At 44.0% G+C, this 16,818-nt stretch carries 15 protein-coding genes; all 15 read right to left on the reverse strand.

The window, feature by feature from the left end; translation table 11 throughout:
* Positions 1 to 41 precede the first annotated feature (41 nt).
* The 15 genes from OKX00_RS12940 to OKX00_RS13010 all read right to left on the reverse strand — a co-directional run bounded on the left by OKX00_RS12940 (position 42) and on the right by OKX00_RS13010 (position 16,694).
* A complete protein-coding gene (locus tag OKX00_RS12940) occupies positions 42 to 926 on the reverse strand; it encodes a helix-turn-helix domain-containing protein (protein WP_062231838.1) in 885 nt (294 codons plus the stop codon).
* Between the two features lie 25 nt (positions 927 to 951).
* Positions 952 to 1,725 carry a DUF3388 domain-containing protein gene (locus tag OKX00_RS12945; protein ID WP_053354431.1) on the reverse strand — a complete coding sequence of 258 codons (774 nt, stop codon included), beginning with the start codon at positions 1,723 to 1,725 and terminating at the stop codon, positions 952 to 954.
* Positions 1,726 to 1,882: 157 nt separating this feature from the next.
* Complete coding sequence (locus tag OKX00_RS12950) at positions 1,883 to 2,140, reverse strand: DUF3243 domain-containing protein (protein WP_053354432.1); 258 nt, start codon at positions 2,138 to 2,140, stop codon at positions 1,883 to 1,885.
* A 98-nt stretch (positions 2,141 to 2,238) separates the two neighbouring features.
* Positions 2,239 to 2,964 carry an elongation factor P 5-aminopentanone reductase gene (ymfI, locus tag OKX00_RS12955; protein WP_091005505.1) on the reverse strand — a complete coding sequence of 242 codons (726 nt, stop codon included), beginning with the start codon at positions 2,962 to 2,964 and terminating at the stop codon, positions 2,239 to 2,241.
* Positions 2,965 to 3,024: 60 nt separating this feature from the next.
* Positions 3,025 to 4,314 (reverse strand): EF-P 5-aminopentanol modification-associated protein YfmH, encoded by a 1,290-nt coding sequence (gene yfmH, locus OKX00_RS12960; RefSeq protein WP_265410537.1) that lies wholly within the window; start codon positions 4,312 to 4,314, stop codon positions 3,025 to 3,027.
* Between the two features lies 1 nt (position 4,315).
* Positions 4,316 to 5,599, reverse strand: coding sequence for an EF-P 5-aminopentanol modification-associated protein YfmF (gene yfmF / locus OKX00_RS12965; protein WP_053354434.1), 1,284 nt, complete (start codon positions 5,597 to 5,599; stop codon positions 4,316 to 4,318).
* Between the two features lie 128 nt (positions 5,600 to 5,727).
* Complete coding sequence (locus OKX00_RS12970; protein WP_053354435.1) at positions 5,728 to 6,690, reverse strand: ABC transporter permease; 963 nt, start codon at positions 6,688 to 6,690, stop codon at positions 5,728 to 5,730.
* Entirely contained in the window at positions 6,690 to 7,745 is a 1,056-nt protein-coding gene (locus OKX00_RS12975) for an ABC transporter permease (protein ID WP_053354436.1), read from the reverse strand. The genes OKX00_RS12970 and OKX00_RS12975 overlap by 1 nt, the downstream gene beginning before the upstream one ends.
* Positions 7,742 to 9,271 carry an ABC transporter ATP-binding protein gene (locus OKX00_RS12980; RefSeq protein ID WP_265407638.1) on the reverse strand — a complete coding sequence of 510 codons (1,530 nt, stop codon included), beginning with the start codon at positions 9,269 to 9,271 and terminating at the stop codon, positions 7,742 to 7,744. Before OKX00_RS12980 ends, OKX00_RS12975 begins: the two co-directional genes overlap by 4 nt.
* 133 nt (positions 9,272 to 9,404) lie before the next feature.
* Positions 9,405 to 10,475 carry a BMP family lipoprotein gene (locus OKX00_RS12985; RefSeq protein WP_062231830.1) on the reverse strand — a complete coding sequence of 357 codons (1,071 nt, stop codon included), beginning with the start codon at positions 10,473 to 10,475 and terminating at the stop codon, positions 9,405 to 9,407.
* Between the two features lie 89 nt (positions 10,476 to 10,564).
* The gene (locus tag OKX00_RS12990; protein ID WP_265407639.1) at positions 10,565 to 11,290 is read right to left on the reverse strand and encodes a GntR family transcriptional regulator; all 726 of its coding nucleotides are present in this window, start codon (positions 11,288 to 11,290) and stop codon (positions 10,565 to 10,567) included.
* Positions 11,291 to 11,503: 213 nt separating this feature from the next.
* Positions 11,504 to 13,858, reverse strand: coding sequence for an FtsK/SpoIIIE family DNA translocase (locus OKX00_RS12995; protein ID WP_265407640.1), 2,355 nt, complete (start codon positions 13,856 to 13,858; stop codon positions 11,504 to 11,506).
* 94 nt (positions 13,859 to 13,952) lie between these two features.
* A complete protein-coding gene (locus tag OKX00_RS13000) occupies positions 13,953 to 14,183 on the reverse strand; it encodes a YlzJ-like family protein (RefSeq protein WP_265407641.1) in 231 nt (76 codons plus the stop codon).
* Positions 14,180 to 14,923 carry a ClpP family protease gene (locus OKX00_RS13005; RefSeq protein WP_265407642.1) on the reverse strand — a complete coding sequence of 248 codons (744 nt, stop codon included), beginning with the start codon at positions 14,921 to 14,923 and terminating at the stop codon, positions 14,180 to 14,182. The genes OKX00_RS13000 and OKX00_RS13005 overlap by 4 nt, the downstream gene beginning before the upstream one ends.
* A gap of 97 nt (positions 14,924 to 15,020) precedes the next feature.
* Entirely contained in the window at positions 15,021 to 16,694 is a 1,674-nt protein-coding gene (locus OKX00_RS13010) for a ribonuclease J (RefSeq protein ID WP_062231820.1), read from the reverse strand.
* Positions 16,695 to 16,818: the final 124 nt, after the last annotated feature.

The following is a 16,818-nucleotide window of genomic DNA, read 5'->3' on the forward strand; positions in this document are numbered from 1 at the left end:
TCCTCCAATTTTGACAATCATTACACGGCGCTCTACGTAGGTTATTGTTTGCCGGAAGCCGTGTTTTTAATGACGATCCTTTGGTGAATTCCCCTCTTAACAGGCGGAATCGGATATGAGAACGGTTTTTCATTGATCGTCATTTTTGCAAAATTGGCGGCACCAATATTAAGTTCAACATCTTTCTCACCTGATAAGTCATAGCTGGCTGTATCACCTTTTTTAAACATCTTGCCAGCCAATGTCTTGCTGCCTGTTTTCACTTCGAGATATACCGGCCCGTCCATCTTAAAGGCGATTTTAAAGTCATCCGCCTGGCTTAGCTCATATGTAGTGGTAATTCCCTGTGTAGCCTGCTTGGTCAGAGTAAATTCTTTTTTCTTCGGTTCTGCCGGTTTCTTTGGTGAATCACTATTCGCGGGCTTCTCCGGTTTTTTATCTTTGGCCTTGTTTGTATTCTCAGCCTTCTTGCTCTTATCAAGCTGAACACTGGCAGGTTTATTTGAGTCCTTTGAATCAGCGCCGTCATTCCCTCTGTTGGCAAGGTAGGCCCAAACGCCGATCAGAAGTGCCAGAACGAAAGCAAAAATCAGTACTTTAGGCAGCCAGCTTGATAATACAGAGTCCTTTGCATCCAGGGTCTGCTTATTCCGTTCTGATCGGGGAACAAATTCTGTCGGTTCTTTTTCGGCTTTTGGAATTTCGTTTTCAAATTGGGTAAAGACTTCTTCAAAATTGAGTCCTACTGTTTCGCTGTAATTTTTTATAAACGCTCTGGCATAGAAAGAACCTGGTAGAATCTCGTATCGTCCTTCTTCAATCGCCTGCAGATAACGTTTTTGTATTTTTGTTTCGGTTTGAAGCTGTTCAAGAGAAAGACCTTTTTCTTCCCTTTTTTCTCTTAAATAATTTCCTAATTCAGTCAAATTTACCACCATCCACTAATTGAAGTTATTCAAATGCGGAAAATCCTACATCTGTCTCTATTACTTCATATGTAATTTCTTCATTCGGATCGTTTCTAAGCTCGATAATATAATCAAAATCGTCAATGCTGTATTCGGTCTGCTGAACAAAAACATCTGGATGCTCGATGACCTTCGCAGATGGAAGACGCATGATTTCCCTGACCAGCTGCCAGTGCCTTTCATTTGAACGCCTCGATGACACGATGCCGTCAATAATATAAACATTATCTGTGCTGTATTCATCATCCGCAAGCTGTGTCCGAATGGTTTGCTTGAGCAGCGTAGAAGATATAAATACCCATTTTTTGCTCGCGCAAACACTCGATGCTACGATCGATTCAGTCTTTCCGACCCTTGGCATACCCCGGATGCCAATCAGTTTATGGCCCTCTACTTTATACAGTTCGGCTAAAAAGTCAACGAGAAGCCCAAGTTCGTCTCTTACAAATCTGAATGTTTTTTTATCGTCTGCGTCCCGTTGTATGTAACGTCCATGCCGGACGGCGAGAATATCTCGTAATTTGGGTTTACGGAATTTCGTGACTGTAATATTATCCATCGATTGTAAAATGGAGCGAAGGCGGTCTACCTTCTCTTGTTTGTCGACAATTAACAGCAATCCTCTTCTCTCATTGTCTACTCCATTGATCGTCACGATATTTATTCCAAGCATCCCGAGAAGAGATGAAATATCACCAAGAAGTCCGGGGCGGTTTTTATTTATCTCGTATTCCAAATACCAATCCTGATCGCCCATTCTTCATCTCTCCTTCCTTTTTCTGTTGCTTATCATTAATTTCCCGCTTCATTAATTAATAATATCTGATTTCAATTTATTATGAAAGAAAAAATAAAGGGATGTTAAGAAAAATCCTTAACATCCCTGTTAAGAAAAATCCTTAACATCCTAATATTTACTGTGCGTTGTCATTCTGGACTAATTTAACCATCATATTGGCAATCGCGTGTTTTTCATCGTCGCTGGCAACCTTCCAAAGGTCAGCAAGCACTTTTTCTTCGGAATTCTTAGGATCTACATGAGAAGCAAGATATCCTCCGATTTCAGTTGCTAAATTGGAAACGGTTGATTGGTCCATTCCCTGGCCTTCTGCATGTTCAAGACGGTCAGAGAGAAAATTCTTCCACTGTCCAAAATTATCTAATACTGACATTTAATTTCCTCCTTAAAATATGGTACATACTATAATATTTCTAGAAGGAACATGAATTATGCATGGGATTTGACATTTTCCTCTGCGCTTTCCTGCGATTAATTATGCCAGCCGCCTGTTGCAGAAATAATATGCCCATTGATATAAGATGAGCGGTCTGACAAAAGGAACATAACGATTTCCGCCATTTCTTCCGTCCGGCCTAGCCGGCCTTCTGGAATCTGGTCTTTCAGCGAGTTCAATTCTTCCTCAGTAAAATCCTCCATCATCCGTGTCTCGACCGCGCCGGGAGCGATGCCGTTCACCCTGATTCTGTTGGGGGCTGCCTCTTTGGCTAATGCTTTGACGAATGTATTCAGGCCGCCTTTTACGGCAGAATAAACGACCTCACACGAAGCCCCTACTGATCCCCACACAGATGAGATGACGATGATGTTTCCTTTTCCTCTCTTCATCATAGCTGGCAGAAGATGTTTCGTGATCAAGATCGGACTTGTCAAATTCAGCTGTACCATTTTCTGCACCGTCTCGCTGTCCATATCTGTCAGCAGTCCGTAATAAGCACCAGCACTATTATGTATAACAGCATCAACCGGCATAAAGAGTGATGACAGCAATTTATCAGTTCCGGCAGGATCTGATAAGTCTGCCTGCACCAATAAGGTTTCAACACCGTAAGCAGTTACCTCTTGCTGGAGATCTCTTGCTTGCCGGCTGCTCAGATGGTAATGGAGAATAAGGTTGAAGCCATTTTTCGCAAGCGCCCGGCAGATGCTCGAACCGATCCCGCCGCTTGCCCCTGTCACTAAAACCCAGCCTGACATATTATTTTCACCCGCTTAAAAACATCCCTGCTTATGAGCAGGGATGTTTTTTTTTCTTCATTATGACTGTTTTTTCTTAACCTGGCAAATGGTCAGCTGACTATCCTGAAAATGGTCACTCAGCGCTTTTTCAAGGTGTGCAGCCGTTAAATCTTCAAACGTCGGGATCACGTCAAAAAGATTCATTCCGTTAAATTCATACCTGGTGAATTGATTCGCGATAAACTCGGGCGAGTTCAGCGCTCTTAAAAAAGAACCGATTTTCTTTTTTCTTGCTCTCTCCAGGTCCTCTTGGTTGATATCCGTTTTCTTGAAATCCTCTACCATACGCGAAATGGTATCTGCGAAAGCATCAGGATCAGATGTATCGCCTCCGATCATGGAGAAACCGTAGCCTTGCTCTTCTGTATAGTCAAAAGAAAAAGAAGGGTCAATCAGCCCATCATTATAAAGCTTCTCGTAATTTTTGGTGCTCTTTCCAAACATCATCTCCAGCAGCAAATTGACGGAGAGTTCCCGGAGAAGCAATTCTTTCCCTTGCCTTTCGGGACGTTTCTCTTTATATCCCATATAGCACTTCGGTGTTTGAACCGGCATGTTCAATACTTCTTTTCTTTTGGCGGGCTGAGCTGGTTCCTCATCAAAGAAGCGCTCGATCGGCGGCTTGTCTTTATAGTCCTTGCCGGCCTGGTTCTTCTCGACAAGATCCATGATCTTTTCTGCATCAACCGGCCCTACAATAAAGAGGAGCATGTTGCTCGGATGGTAGAAGGTCTCATAGCATTCATACAGATCATCTTTTGTAATTTTGGCAATCGATTCAACCGTTCCAGCAATGTCGATGGACACCGGATGGTTTTGATACATGCTGGCGATCAAACCGAAATACACGCGCCAGTCCGGGTTGTCATCGTACATTCTGATCTCCTGTCCAATGATTCCTTTTTCTTTCTCCACCGTCTTTTCGGTAAAATAGGGTGCCTGAACGAAATCGATCAACGTCGTCAGGTTCTTTTCAACATCACCGGTCGTTGAAAACAAATAAGCGGTCCGTTTAAAGGTAGTAAAAGCATTGGCCGATGCTCCCTGTTTACTGAAATCCTGAAAAACGTCACCGTGCTCTTTTTCAAAAAGCTTATGCTCCAGGAAATGGGCGATTCCATCCGGCACCTTGACTGGTTCGTTCTTTCCAAGCGGAACAAAATGATTATCCACGGATCCATAATTAGTCGTAAACGTTGCATAGGTTTTATTAAAATCCTTTTTTTCTAAAATGAATACTTTCAGTCCGTTTTCAAGGGTCTTGCAGTTTAGGGTCTCTTTGAGCTGCTTAAAATGAATTTGTTCCATATTATTCATCGCCCCTCCCTCTTAAGAAATAGATCGTATCAAGTTCAATCTTTTTTGAAACACCGATCACTTGTTCTTTCGTAACATTCTCGATGCCTTCGAGCCATTCCTCAATACTCCGTTTATGCCGGGAGACTACTTCGTGATAGAGTACCTCCACCAAACCTGTAGAATCATCCACCGTCTCAAGGATTTGGTTTCGGATCATCGCTTTCGTCTGCTCCAGTTCACCGTCTGAAATGTTGCCGTTTTGAATTTCTTTTAGCTGTTCATTAATGATTTTTACTGTTTTTTCATAATTATTGGTTTCAATCCCTGACATAACAAAAATAATCCCTTTATGACTCTCAAAACGAGAAGCGGCATAATAGGCCAGACTCTCTTTCTCACGGACGTTCATGAACAGTTTGGAATGCGAAAAACCGCCGAAGACGCCATTGAATACTTGAAGAGGAAGATATTCGGGATCGCAGTACGTAATGTAGGTGCGGTATCCCATATGGAGCTTTCCTTGCTGCACTTCCTGCTCTTCAAATATCTCTTTCACTTCATCCACTCTTCGTTTTCCTGAGGAAGCTACTCGTTTCGGCTCTGCTTTAGCATTTGGAAACACAAAATGCTTTGCCGTAAAATCCTTGAGAATTTCTTTGGAAACATCTCCCACGACATACAAATGGACCTCGTCTTCCTGGATGACTTTCTTATAATAATCATATAAAATCTCAGGAGTGATGGAATCGACTTCCTTTTCGCTTCCGTATACATTGAAACGATAAGGCTCGTCTTCGAACATCTCCTCGATCAGGCGCTTGTTGGCATACCTCATCTTATCATCGTATATGGATTCAATCTGCTGCTTTAACGACCGTTTTTCTTTCTGGACGATATCGGATAAAAAGGCATTCCCCTGTTTTGCCGGCTTGAGCAGTACATCGGAGAGCAGTTCAAACGCCTTGTCTAGCAAAGGTGTATTATCCGATAGAAATTTTTCATTCGCTACATCAATTCTCAGGGTGATAACCTGATATTCTCCTTTTTTAGAGAGATCCGCCCCCAGGGTTGCTCCATAAAGGCTGTCCAGCGCTTCACGGAGCTCTTTACTGCTGGGAAATCTCTCTGTCCCGCTCTGCAAAACATAGGGAAGCAGGGCACGTTTGGTAACTTCCTCCTCCACGATCGGACTTTTCAGCTGAAGAATTAACGAAGTGGTCTTATATTTAGTGGTTTCGACTGTATGTAAGGTAATTCCGGGCAAGTCAGCCACATGATGGTCTACGAGTGTCATTTCGCTTCCTCCCTTTTTAAATAGGTTGTTGATCATACTTTCTAGTGTACCCACATTCCATAGTAATCATGACTTTTCCTGCTTTAAACAAAAAAACCTGCTTCAATAACTGAAGCAGGTCCTGTCTATTATCGTTTTCCTTTTTCGTAAGGCTGTCCGGATGCTTTGGGAGCATCTGCACGGCCAACAAACCCTGCTAGTGCAAGAATCGTAAGCACATAAGGCGCGATCAGCAGATAAACATCAGGAATATCCTTGAGAAGAGGGATCTGTTCCCCTGTGATGCTTAAGCTTTGAGCAAGCCCGAAGAACAAGGCCGCTCCCATCGCTCCAAGCGGATGCCATTTTCCAAAAATCATCGCAGCAAGAGCCATGAAGCCTTGTCCTGAGATCGTTGACTGTGTGAAGTTTCCAGCGATGGAAGCCACATAGATGGCTCCGCCTAGACCAGCGAACGCACCCCCGATGATAACAGAAATATAACGGGTTTTATTAACATTGATCCCCATCGTATCAGCAGCCATCGGATGTTCACCGACAGAACGAAGACGAAGGCCGAACGGCGTTTTGTAGATGATGTACCATACCACAAAAGCCAGGAAAATCGCTACAAAAGAAGTTGAGTATGCATTGGAGAAGAACAGGTCTCCGATAACCGGAATCTTGGACAGCACCGGGATATCTCCTTTGCCGATCCGTTCCTGAATATCAGGAGTCTGGCCTGCATCAAAAAGTTTCTTCGTCAAAAAGATGGACAGTCCCGCTGCAAGGAAGTTAAGAGCAACACCGCTGACGACTTGATCGGCTTTCAGCGAAATGCTTGCCACTGCATGTGGAACAGCAAAGAGTGCACCCCCAACGATAGCTACTGCAAAACTCATCCATGGAGAAGCAGCGCCTAACCCCCATTGTTCACCATAGTGGGTAAAGATCGCCCCTAAAAAGGCGCCGAACATCATAAGTCCTTCAAGTCCAATATTAACAACACCAGAACGTTCACTGAAAACTCCGCCCAAAGCAGTAAGGATAAGGGGAGCTGCTGAAACGATCGCAGCAGGCACAATAAGGGCAAGGATATCGAAGAAGTCCATTAAAGTTTACCCCCTTTAGTAAATCGGTTGGTCAGCCAGCGGATAAGGTAACTGGACGCCACAAAGAAAATGATCAATGCGATGACGATTCCAATGAGTTCAGTGGGAACTCCTGCTGTAGACTGCATAGTAAGAGCACCGATTTTCAGTCCGCCAAACAAAAGGGCGGCGACAATGATCCCTACCGATCCATTGGCTCCGAGCAAGGAAACGGCGATTCCATCGAATCCTACCCCTGTAAACGCGTTATTGATCGTCATATATTGATAGGTTCCAAGGCCTTCCATCGTTCCCGCAGCACCCGCAAAGGCACCTGATATAGCCATGGCTAAGATAATATTTTTCGATACGCTTATTCCCGCATACTGTGAAGCATGCTGATTGAAGCCGACTGCTCTTAATTCATAGCCGGTTGTTGTTTTCCATAATACAAACCACATAATAAGTGCACCAATAATTGCTACAACAATTCCGTAATGAAGACGAGAAAAATCAGTCAGCTGCTGAAGCCAAGGAGAAGCCAGGGATGCTGATTCTTTAATATCCTTCGTCCTCTCTCCAGGTGCCAGCATATAGGCACGAATAATGGCATTTGTTACATATAGCGCGATGTAGTTCATCATGATGGTAGTAATAACTTCGTGAACTTTAAAACGCGCTTTCAGAATACCTGGAAGCACTCCCCAGATTGCTCCAGCTAGAGCACCTGCGATAACCGCTAGCGGCAGGTGGATGATCTTAGGGAGATCAAAGTTGATCCCGACATAGACCGATGCTAGCCAGCCGACAAGCAGCTGCCCTTCCACACCAATGTTAAAAAGTCCCGTGCGAAACGCAAAAGCCACGGCTAATCCCGAAAGAATGAGCGGTGAAGCCGCACGGATCGTTTCACCCATATTGTATCCATTTCCGAAAATGCCCTCAATTAAAGCAGAGTAGGCTTTGATGGGATCATAATCAGAGACCAGCATGATGATACCGCCGATCAAAAGTCCCAATAGCACGGATATGGCCGGGACAAGAATATGGAATAAACGGCCTTTAATTACATTCATTGCAAATCACCTGCTTTTTGTTTCTTGCCGCCCGCCATGAGCAGTCCAAGTTCCTGTTCAGTCGCTTGTTTTGGATCTACGACTGCAACAATTTTCCCTTCATATATAACCGCGATGCGGTCGCTTACATTCATTACTTCATCCAGTTCAAACGAGAGAAGAAGGACTGCCTTTCCTTTATCACGTTCCTGAATAAGTTTGGAATGAATAAACTCAATTGCACCAACATCAAGACCGCGTGTAGGCTGTGCTGCAATAAGGAAATCGGGACTTCTGTCCACTTCCCTTGCAATGATCGCTTTCTGCTGGTTGCCTCCTGATAATGCACGTGCCAGCGTATGTTCACTCGGTGTTCTCACATCAAATTCTTTAATAAGATTATTGGCCTTATCAAAAATTGCGGGAAATTGAAGAATTTTATGTTTGGAAAACGGCTGTTGGTAATACGTTTGAAGCACCATATTCGTACCGATCGAAAAATCAAGGACCAGGCCGTGTTTGTGTCGGTCCTGAGGGATATGCCCCACTCCGGATTCCGTTACCTTTCTCGGCTTAAGGTTCGTAATGTCCTTGCCGTTAAGCTGGATGGTGCCGCTGGTTGCTTTCCTTAAACCGGTGATCGCTTCGAGAAGTTCAGTCTGTCCGTTTCCGTCCACTCCGGCGATGCCGAGGATTTCTCCTGCTTTGATCTCAAGGGTCAGCCCGTCAACGACCGGCACTTTTCTTGAATCTTCAACGACCAGGTCATTGATCTGCAGTACAGGCCCTTTTGGCACAGCATCTTCTTTATCAACCTTGAAATTTACCTCGCGCCCGACCATCATCGCCGCCAGTTTATCGGGGTTGGTTTCAACAACGTCGACCGTGCCGATTCCCCGGCCTCGGCGAATAACCGTACAGCGGTCACAAGCTTCCATGATCTCCTTCAGCTTATGGGTGATCAGTATAATTGATTTTCCTTCTGCCACTAGCTTTTTCATGATCTCCATAAGTTCATGAATCTCCTGAGGAGTTAATACAGCTGTCGGCTCATCAAAGATTAAAATTTCAGCTCCGCGATAGAGCGTTTTCAAAATTTCCACACGCTGCTGCATTCCGACGGAAATATCCTCTATTTTCGCATTTGGATCTACTCGCAAGCCATAACGGTCAGATAAGGCTTTTACTTCTTTCGCTGCTTTTTTCAAATCCACTCTGCCCGCTGTTGTTATCTCTCTGCCAAGAATAATATTTTCTGTTACGGTGAAGTTTTCAACCAGCATAAAATGCTGATGCACCATTCCGATTCCAAGACGGTTAGCAACGTTTGGATCAGAGATCGAAATCTTCTGGCCTTTAACGTGGATCTCTCCCTCTTCCGGCTGATACAATCCGAAGAGAATATTCATGAGCGTTGATTTTCCCGCACCATTCTCACCGAGAAGAGCATGAATCTCGCCTTTCCTTACTTGCAATGTGACATTGTCATTGGCAACGATGCCAGGGAATTCCTTGCGGATGTTCCTCATTTCAATGACATACTCCATTGTGTTCACCCCTTATGACAAACTATAAACCTTTCAATCTTGTTTCTTCATCCTGCAGAGGGAGTCAGAAGTCTAACCTTTCACTGCGTAAATAAAGGCCAGTAAACGAATACCAGCCTTTACTTTTTACCATTTATTTTTTCATATCTGCTTCAAACTTTTTGAACTCTTTATCCGTTTTAGGAACCATAAGGCTTCCGTCCTGGATTTTCTTTTTGTACTCATCAACTTTTGCCAATGCTTCTTTCGTTACATTGTCTTTGTGAGGAGCAATTCCTACACCGTCTTCATTAAGACCGAATTCAACTACTTTTCCGCCAGGGAATTTTCCATCCATCGTATCCTTTGAAACTTGTTCAACAGCTTTGTCTACACGCTTGACCATTGAAGTCAATGTTACATCCTCAGGCATACCTTCTTCGTGCTGATCGCGGTCAACACCGATAACCCAAACTTTTTCACCATTCTTAGCTCGGTTCTTCGCTTCGGTAAATACACCTTTACCTGTTCCGCCAGCTGCATGGTAGATAATGTCTGCGCCTTTTCCGTAGAACGTGTTAGCGATCGCTTGGCCTTTTTCAGCTTTGTTAAAGTCACCAGCGTATTGAACAAAGATTTCTGCTTTTGGATTAGCCGTCTTTACTCCGGCTTTAAATCCGTTTTCAAACTTTTTGATTAATTCACTGTCCACGCCGCCGACAAAACCGACTTTGTTCGTTTTTGTCTGCATTCCAGCAATTAGGCCGACAAGGAATGAACCTTCGTTCTCTTTAAAAGTGATGCTCGCAACGTTCTTTTCAGGAACAACCATATCAACAAGTGCAAGGTGTCCGTTCGGCTGCTGCTTTGCCACTTTTTGGATATCCTGTGCCATCAAGAATCCGATTCCGTAAACAAGATCAAATTTTTCCCTAACTAATGAATTCAGGTTGGGAGCGTAATCACTTGCAGAGGATGATTGAAGATATTTGAAGTCTGTACCTTTTTTAAGATCGTTATCTTTACCGAACTTTTGAAGCCCTTCCCAAGCAGATTGGTTAAAGGACTTATCGTCAACACCGCCAGTGTCTGTTACCATCGCCACTTTAAATGCATCTTTTTTGCCGCCGCCAGTTGACTTTTCGCCTTCATCCTTACCACAGGCAGAAAGCAATGTGCCGGCTGCTAAAGCTAGACTTAATAAAACTCCAGTTCTCTTTTTCAATTCTTTTTCCCCCTATTTTTTTATGCGAATAACACTTGTAACACATTGAACAACGGTGTTGCACATCACCCCCTAAAAATGATAGACAGCTATAAGCGCTTTCTTACGACTGTAAAGTTAAATTTATCAGCTCTAAAGTAATTACAGGAAAAAAGAACAGGCTCATCATTCTGATCATAGTGCATCTGTTTTAAAACGAGAAGAGCCGCTTCCTCAGGACATTCCAGGATCTCCGAAATCCGCTCATGGAAGCCCAGGGGTTCAATGTTTGTTATCGCATACATTACACGCTTGCCGGCTTCTTTTTCAAGCATTTCAAGCATGGAGAGGTACTTATGCTGTGATTCAGATGGCATATAAACTGCGGGTATATGGTCGATGCAATATACGACAGGTTCAGAATCAGCCGTTCTTACCCTTTCAACAACATTGATTTCTTCGTCTTCTGCAAGATTAAACTTATTCTTCAAGTCATCAGCTGCAGGAATGACGACGGAGGAGACGAAGACGGTGGAAGCCTTTTTGCCTGCTCGCTCAATCATGTCTGTCACACTGAAGAGTTCTTCAATACCAGAGGAAAAGAGTGCTCTGGTTCTGACGAAGGTTCCCACTCCATGTTTTCTGATCAGAACATTTTCGTCTTCAAGAATGCGGAGCGCTTCCCTTAATGTAGCTCTGCTGATGCCCAGCTGTTTAGAAAGCTCAAATTCTGACGGGAGTTTCTCGCCTTCTTCGTAAGTGCCGTTCTCAATGTCGGCTTTCAGTTTCTCAATAACTTTTAAATACAGCAGACGATGATCCGTCTTAATGGACACGTTGTTATTCACCTCTATGACAACCAAAACCAATAACAATTTACTGTTTTTCAGTGTAATGTTTATTTGACAAATATTTAAAATAATCGACATAAATATATCATTTTTATCTGTAGAAATAAATACTATTTTTAGAGAATTTTTTAAAACCGAGAATAAACGCATTATTCAGATAAATAAGATAAAAAAACAGAACCCTTAAAAGGGGTTCTGTTAAGAGCTTGATGCTTGATTCTGTTCGGGAAGCGAGGTAAGCAGAACCTCTCTCGGCTTGCTGCCCTCATAAGGCCCGATGACACCTTTGGCCTCCATCGCATCCACCAGCCGGGCGGCACGAGAGTACCCGATACGAAAGCGCCGCTGCAGCATGGAAACGGATGCTGTCTGCATGTCGACAACTAGCTTTACGGCTTCAGGAAACAGATCATCCTCCATTTCCATGGTAACTTGTGCTTCTTCAGTTGGAATCATCTCTTTTTGGTATTGCGCTTTTTGCTGTGATATTACAAACTCCACAATCTTTTCTACTTCTTGATCCGAAAGAAAAGCTCCCTGAATCCTGGTCGGTTTGGATGCACCTGAAGGCAGGAAGAGCATGTCGCCTCGGCCCAGCAGCTTTTCAGCGCCGCCCATATCCAATATCGTTCTAGAATCAGTCTGAGAAGAGACACTGAAAGCGATGCGTGAAGGAATATTCGCTTTAATGATCCCTGTGATAACATCAACAGAAGGTCTCTGCGTAGCAATGATCAGGTGGATTCCTGCAGCACGAGCCATCTGGGCAAGGCGGATGATCGCATCCTCGACATCTCCTGAAGCAACCATCATCAAATCTGCCAGCTCATCCACAATGACTACGATATAAGGCAAGGAAGGCTGTTTTGCCCCGCTCTCATTGTTCTGTCTTTTAATACTGTCGTTGTACCCTTCTATGTTTCTCGTACCGCTATGGGAGAACAGTTCATAACGCCGTTCCATCTCACTTACGACCCTTTTTAAAGCTTGTGCAGCTTTTTTCGGCTCTGTAACAACAGGTGCCAGCAAGTGAGGGACGCCATTGTACACGTTCAGTTCTACCATCTTTGGATCGATCATCATCATCTTGACTTCATGAGGCTTCGCCCGCATTAAGATGCTTGTTATAATTCCGTTGATACATACGCTTTTCCCGCTTCCTGTTGCTCCTGCAACAAGAAGATGGGGCATTCTCGAAAGCTCTGCGAAAATCGGCTCGCCCGAGATATCACGCCCGAGACCAATCGCCAGTCTGGAGGTTTGTTTCTGATACTGGCTGGATTCAAGTACTTCTCTTAAAGTAACTGTAGCTACTTCTTGGTTGGGAACCTCGATACCGACAGCTGACTTTCCAGGTATCGGTGCCTCAATCCTAATGTCTTTAGCAGCAAGGGCTAGGGCGATATCGTCCGCCAAGTTGACGATTTTGCTGACTTTTACGCCCACATCAGGATATACTTCATACTTCGTAACAGCAGGACCAAGATGGACTTTCAGCACTCTTGCTTTTACCCCGAAGCTCTCAAATGTCTTCTCAAGTTTTTTAGCATTGCTTTTACTTGCTGCATACTGCCTTTCTTTATGCTGGCCAGTAGCAGCGGGCCGATCTAAGAGGTCCATGGAAGGAAGTGCATAGTTTTCATTATGTTCTTCTTCTGTCTGTTCAAAGCTTGCTTGCAATCCTGCCGGTAAAGAATCTTCTTGTTCTTTTTCTGTCTTCTCATTTTTCTCTTCATGAAATCCTTTTGAGCCAAATTTCAGCTGTACGGCAGAACTCTCGTCCCGGTCCAAGTTCCTGGTAAAATCCTCAATGATCGGCTCATAATCTTCGTCTGCAGGCTTATGTTCTCCTTGCTGCTCATCCACTGAAGGCGCTTCTTTTTTAGATGTTCGTTTTTCGCTTTTCCTCTGGCTGTTTTTTAATTCTTGTGTTTTAGTCTGCAGAGATTCGTATGTATGAGAAAAAAAGTTGCCGGCTGCCTCTACGATTTTTGAAATGACACCTGACAGTGATTTTCCTGTGATGAGAATCAGTGAAATAATCATAACAAAAACAAGAATGACGCCAGATCCCTGTACTCCGAACAAAAAGTGAAACATTGCAAAACCGACTGATCCGATCATCCCGCCTCCGAGATCTGCCTCTGGCGTGTTCCCTGAAAGCTGTGACCAATAGATCTCCCAAGTATTCCTGATGACAGATGTATCTGCCCATCTCCCCTGTTTTGAAAGCAGAGAAAATAATTTCAGATGGCTAAGAATGAGCATCGATATGTAGAACAAATAAAATCCCGCAAGCCTTTTTCCCCAAACCGGCGGAGTCTTGCGTTTCCAGATTAAATAGATTGACACGGCCAGCGTTCCGACGAGAAGCACGCCGTACCATTCGCCGCTGAAGAATCTGAGAAACTGTACAAAAGCCAGTCCTACTTTTCCCATTCGGGCCAATGCAAGCATCGTTAAAGCAAGCAAAAGAAGGCCGGCAAGTTCATAGCTTAATTGTTCTTTCCAAGCTGACGTTTTTTTTGAAGCTTTTTTATTTCTTTTCGCCATTCTTTCACCTCTTAACTAAACCAAGTAAAGCAGCCGCTTGAGGGCTGCTTTTGTTCTTTATTATATCACAGGACCTGGCCTGTTTACTATCGCTTTAGAAATGGCCTGCTCTTAGAATTTGGCCCGGGCAGCAGTCGGCATTCATAAAATGGGAAGGATCAGTGCTGATCACCCGTACCACTTTATATTCCATTGGGGAGATCTGCTCCACAAGGACCGGGATATCGTTAAAAAGCATGGTGGATTGAACGCTTTTTTCAGCTGATTGCCCTTCCTGTCCTTCAGGAAACATAAGTTCATGGGGCATGAGTGTATACCAGGTCATTGGATCACCTCAAGTCCTTCATCCGGTTTTTCTCGGTGCTGCTCCATCAGTTCGTTCAGCTTCGCGATCGCCTGGCCGACACCGCCGACTTCATTGATTAGTCCATCATTGACAGCATCTTTTCCAATCACATTCGTCCCGATATCCCTGGTTAGGTTTCCTTTGGAAAACATGAGTTCTTTAAATTTTTCTTCGGTTATTTCTGAATGTGAGGTAACGAAATTGATGACCCTTTCCTGCATCTTATCGAGATATTCAAACGTTTGAGGCACCCCGATAACCAGCCCGGTAAGCCTGACAGGATGAATTGTCATCGTTGCGGTTTTTGCGATGAAGGAATAATTTGCTGAAACAGCAATCGGCACTCCAATCGAATGCCCGCCTCCAAGAACGAGTGAAACGGAAGGCTTGGAAAGCGAGGCGATCATTTCAGAGATGGCAAGACCTGCTTCAACGTCCCCTCCCACCGTATTTAAGATGATCAGCAGCCCTTCAATCTTCGGGTTTTGCTCGATCGCAACCAATTGAGGGATCAGATGCTCATACTTTGTTGTTTTGTTGTTCGGCGGAAGCTGAACATGTCCTTCTATCTGGCCAACAATCGTAAGGCAGTGGATACTAGAGCCTTCCATCTGCGGAACGTTTGTTTGTCCGAGTGACTGCAGTTTATTTACGAGACTGTTCTGATCCGGATTGTTGTTGGGCAATGACGGCTGTTTTGGTTCTTGTTCCTGATTCATACGAATAACCCCCTTATGCTTGTTCAGCATTTTCTTTTAGTATGAACGCTGGGGTTATTTTCATTCTGCATAAAAAAATGCCTGCAGACTGCAGGCATCAGATTTCCATAATAATCGGCATAATCATCGGCCGACGGCGTGTTTTATCAAATAAATAATGACTCAGTGAGTCGCGCATGTTTGATTTTAATGAGGACCAGTCCTTCACTTTCTCCTGCATGCATTTATCGAGCACTTCTGTAACGAGTTTATTGGCTTCCTTAAGCAGTTCCTCACTCTCGCGAACGTATACGAATCCGCGGGAAATGATTTCAGGACCTGAGATGATCTGATTGGATGCCCTGCTGATCGTAACGACAACAACCAATATTCCGTCCTGAGACAAAAGCTTGCGGTCACGGAGCACAATGTTTCCGATATCTCCTACACCAAGACCATCTACAAGAACATTCCCAGCAGGAACTTTTCCTGTGCGTTTAGCAAGACCATCCGCAAATTCAACTACTTCCCCTTTTTCAAGGATAAAAATATTTTCAGCTTCAACGCCAACTTGAAGGGCAAGATTTTGATGCGCTTTTTGCATTTTATATTCACCATGTACAGGGATGAAATATTTCGGCTTCATCAAGCTAAGCATCAATTTTAATTCTTCCTGACTGCCATGTCCGGAAACGTGAACTTTGCGCTGCCCGAAAATCACATCGGCGCCCGTACGCATCAATAAGTCTACAATTCGCGCTACAGAGCGCTCGTTGCCCGGAATCGGAGTGGCTGCAATCACCACAGTATCTGTATGGCGGATCGCAATCTGTTTATGGGCTTTATGCGCCATGCGCGACAAAGCTGCCATCTGTTCTCCTTGACTGCCCGTTGTTAAAATAACAATACGGTCTTCCGCATAGTTATTCATCTGATCAATAGAAATGACACTGTCTTTCTCGATGTTCAGATACCCTAGATCAGAAGCGATATCAACAACCTTTACCATGCTTCTTCCGGTAATCACAATTTTCTTGTTGGTTTTGGCAGCTGCAGTAAAGATCTGCTGGATCCGGTGGACATTGGATGCAAAGGAAGCAATGATGATTCGGCCTTTCGCTTCGGAAAACACATTATCGATCTCATAACCGACCGATTTTTCAGAGCCGGTCATTCCAGGCCTTTCCGCATTTGTGCTGTCTGAAAGCATACATAATACACCTTTGCTGCTCAGTTCAGCGATTTTGCCAAAATCCGTATGCTTTCCATCAATCGGAGACTGGTCAATTTTAAAGTCTCCAGTATTCACGATGACTCCCTGCGGCGTGTGAACGGCAATGCCGACGGAATCAGGAATACTGTGGTTCGTGCCAAAGAAAGTAACTTTATACTCTCCAAAGTCAAGGACGGATTCTGAACTTACTAAGTGGGTTTGAGTGCTCTTATGAAGTCCAGCTTCTTTCAGCTTTGCTTCTACAAGCCCAAGGGTAAGCTTCGTTCCGTAAACAGGAACAGGAAGCTGCTTTAAAATAAAAGGAAGGCCGCCGATGTGGTCTTCGTGTGCATGGGTCAGAAAAATCCCCTTCACCCTGTCCTTATTCTGGACAAGATAGGTAATATCAGGGATCACGATGTCGATGCCAAGCATCTCCTCCTGAGGAAACATTAATCCTGCATCCAGGACAAAGATATCTTCACCCGCTTCGACCACATACATGTTTTTGCCTATTTCGCCAATACCGCCCAGGGCAAAAACTTTAATCTTTTCGCTATTTTGTTGTTTCGTTGTCAATGTAATAATCCTCCTAGTTGATGTGTTTATGTATTCTCCGTTCACGTCACTTGAATTCATTATAGCTTATGTTCGAAAGCGAATACAAGATAAAGAAGGCAAGGCTTATATTTTTATCAGTCGA

Origin of the sequence: Fictibacillus sp. KU28468 (assembly GCF_026153615.1) — a bacterium.
GTDB classification, from domain to species: Bacteria; Bacillota; Bacilli; order Bacillales; family Fictibacillaceae; genus Fictibacillus_C; species Fictibacillus_C marinisediminis.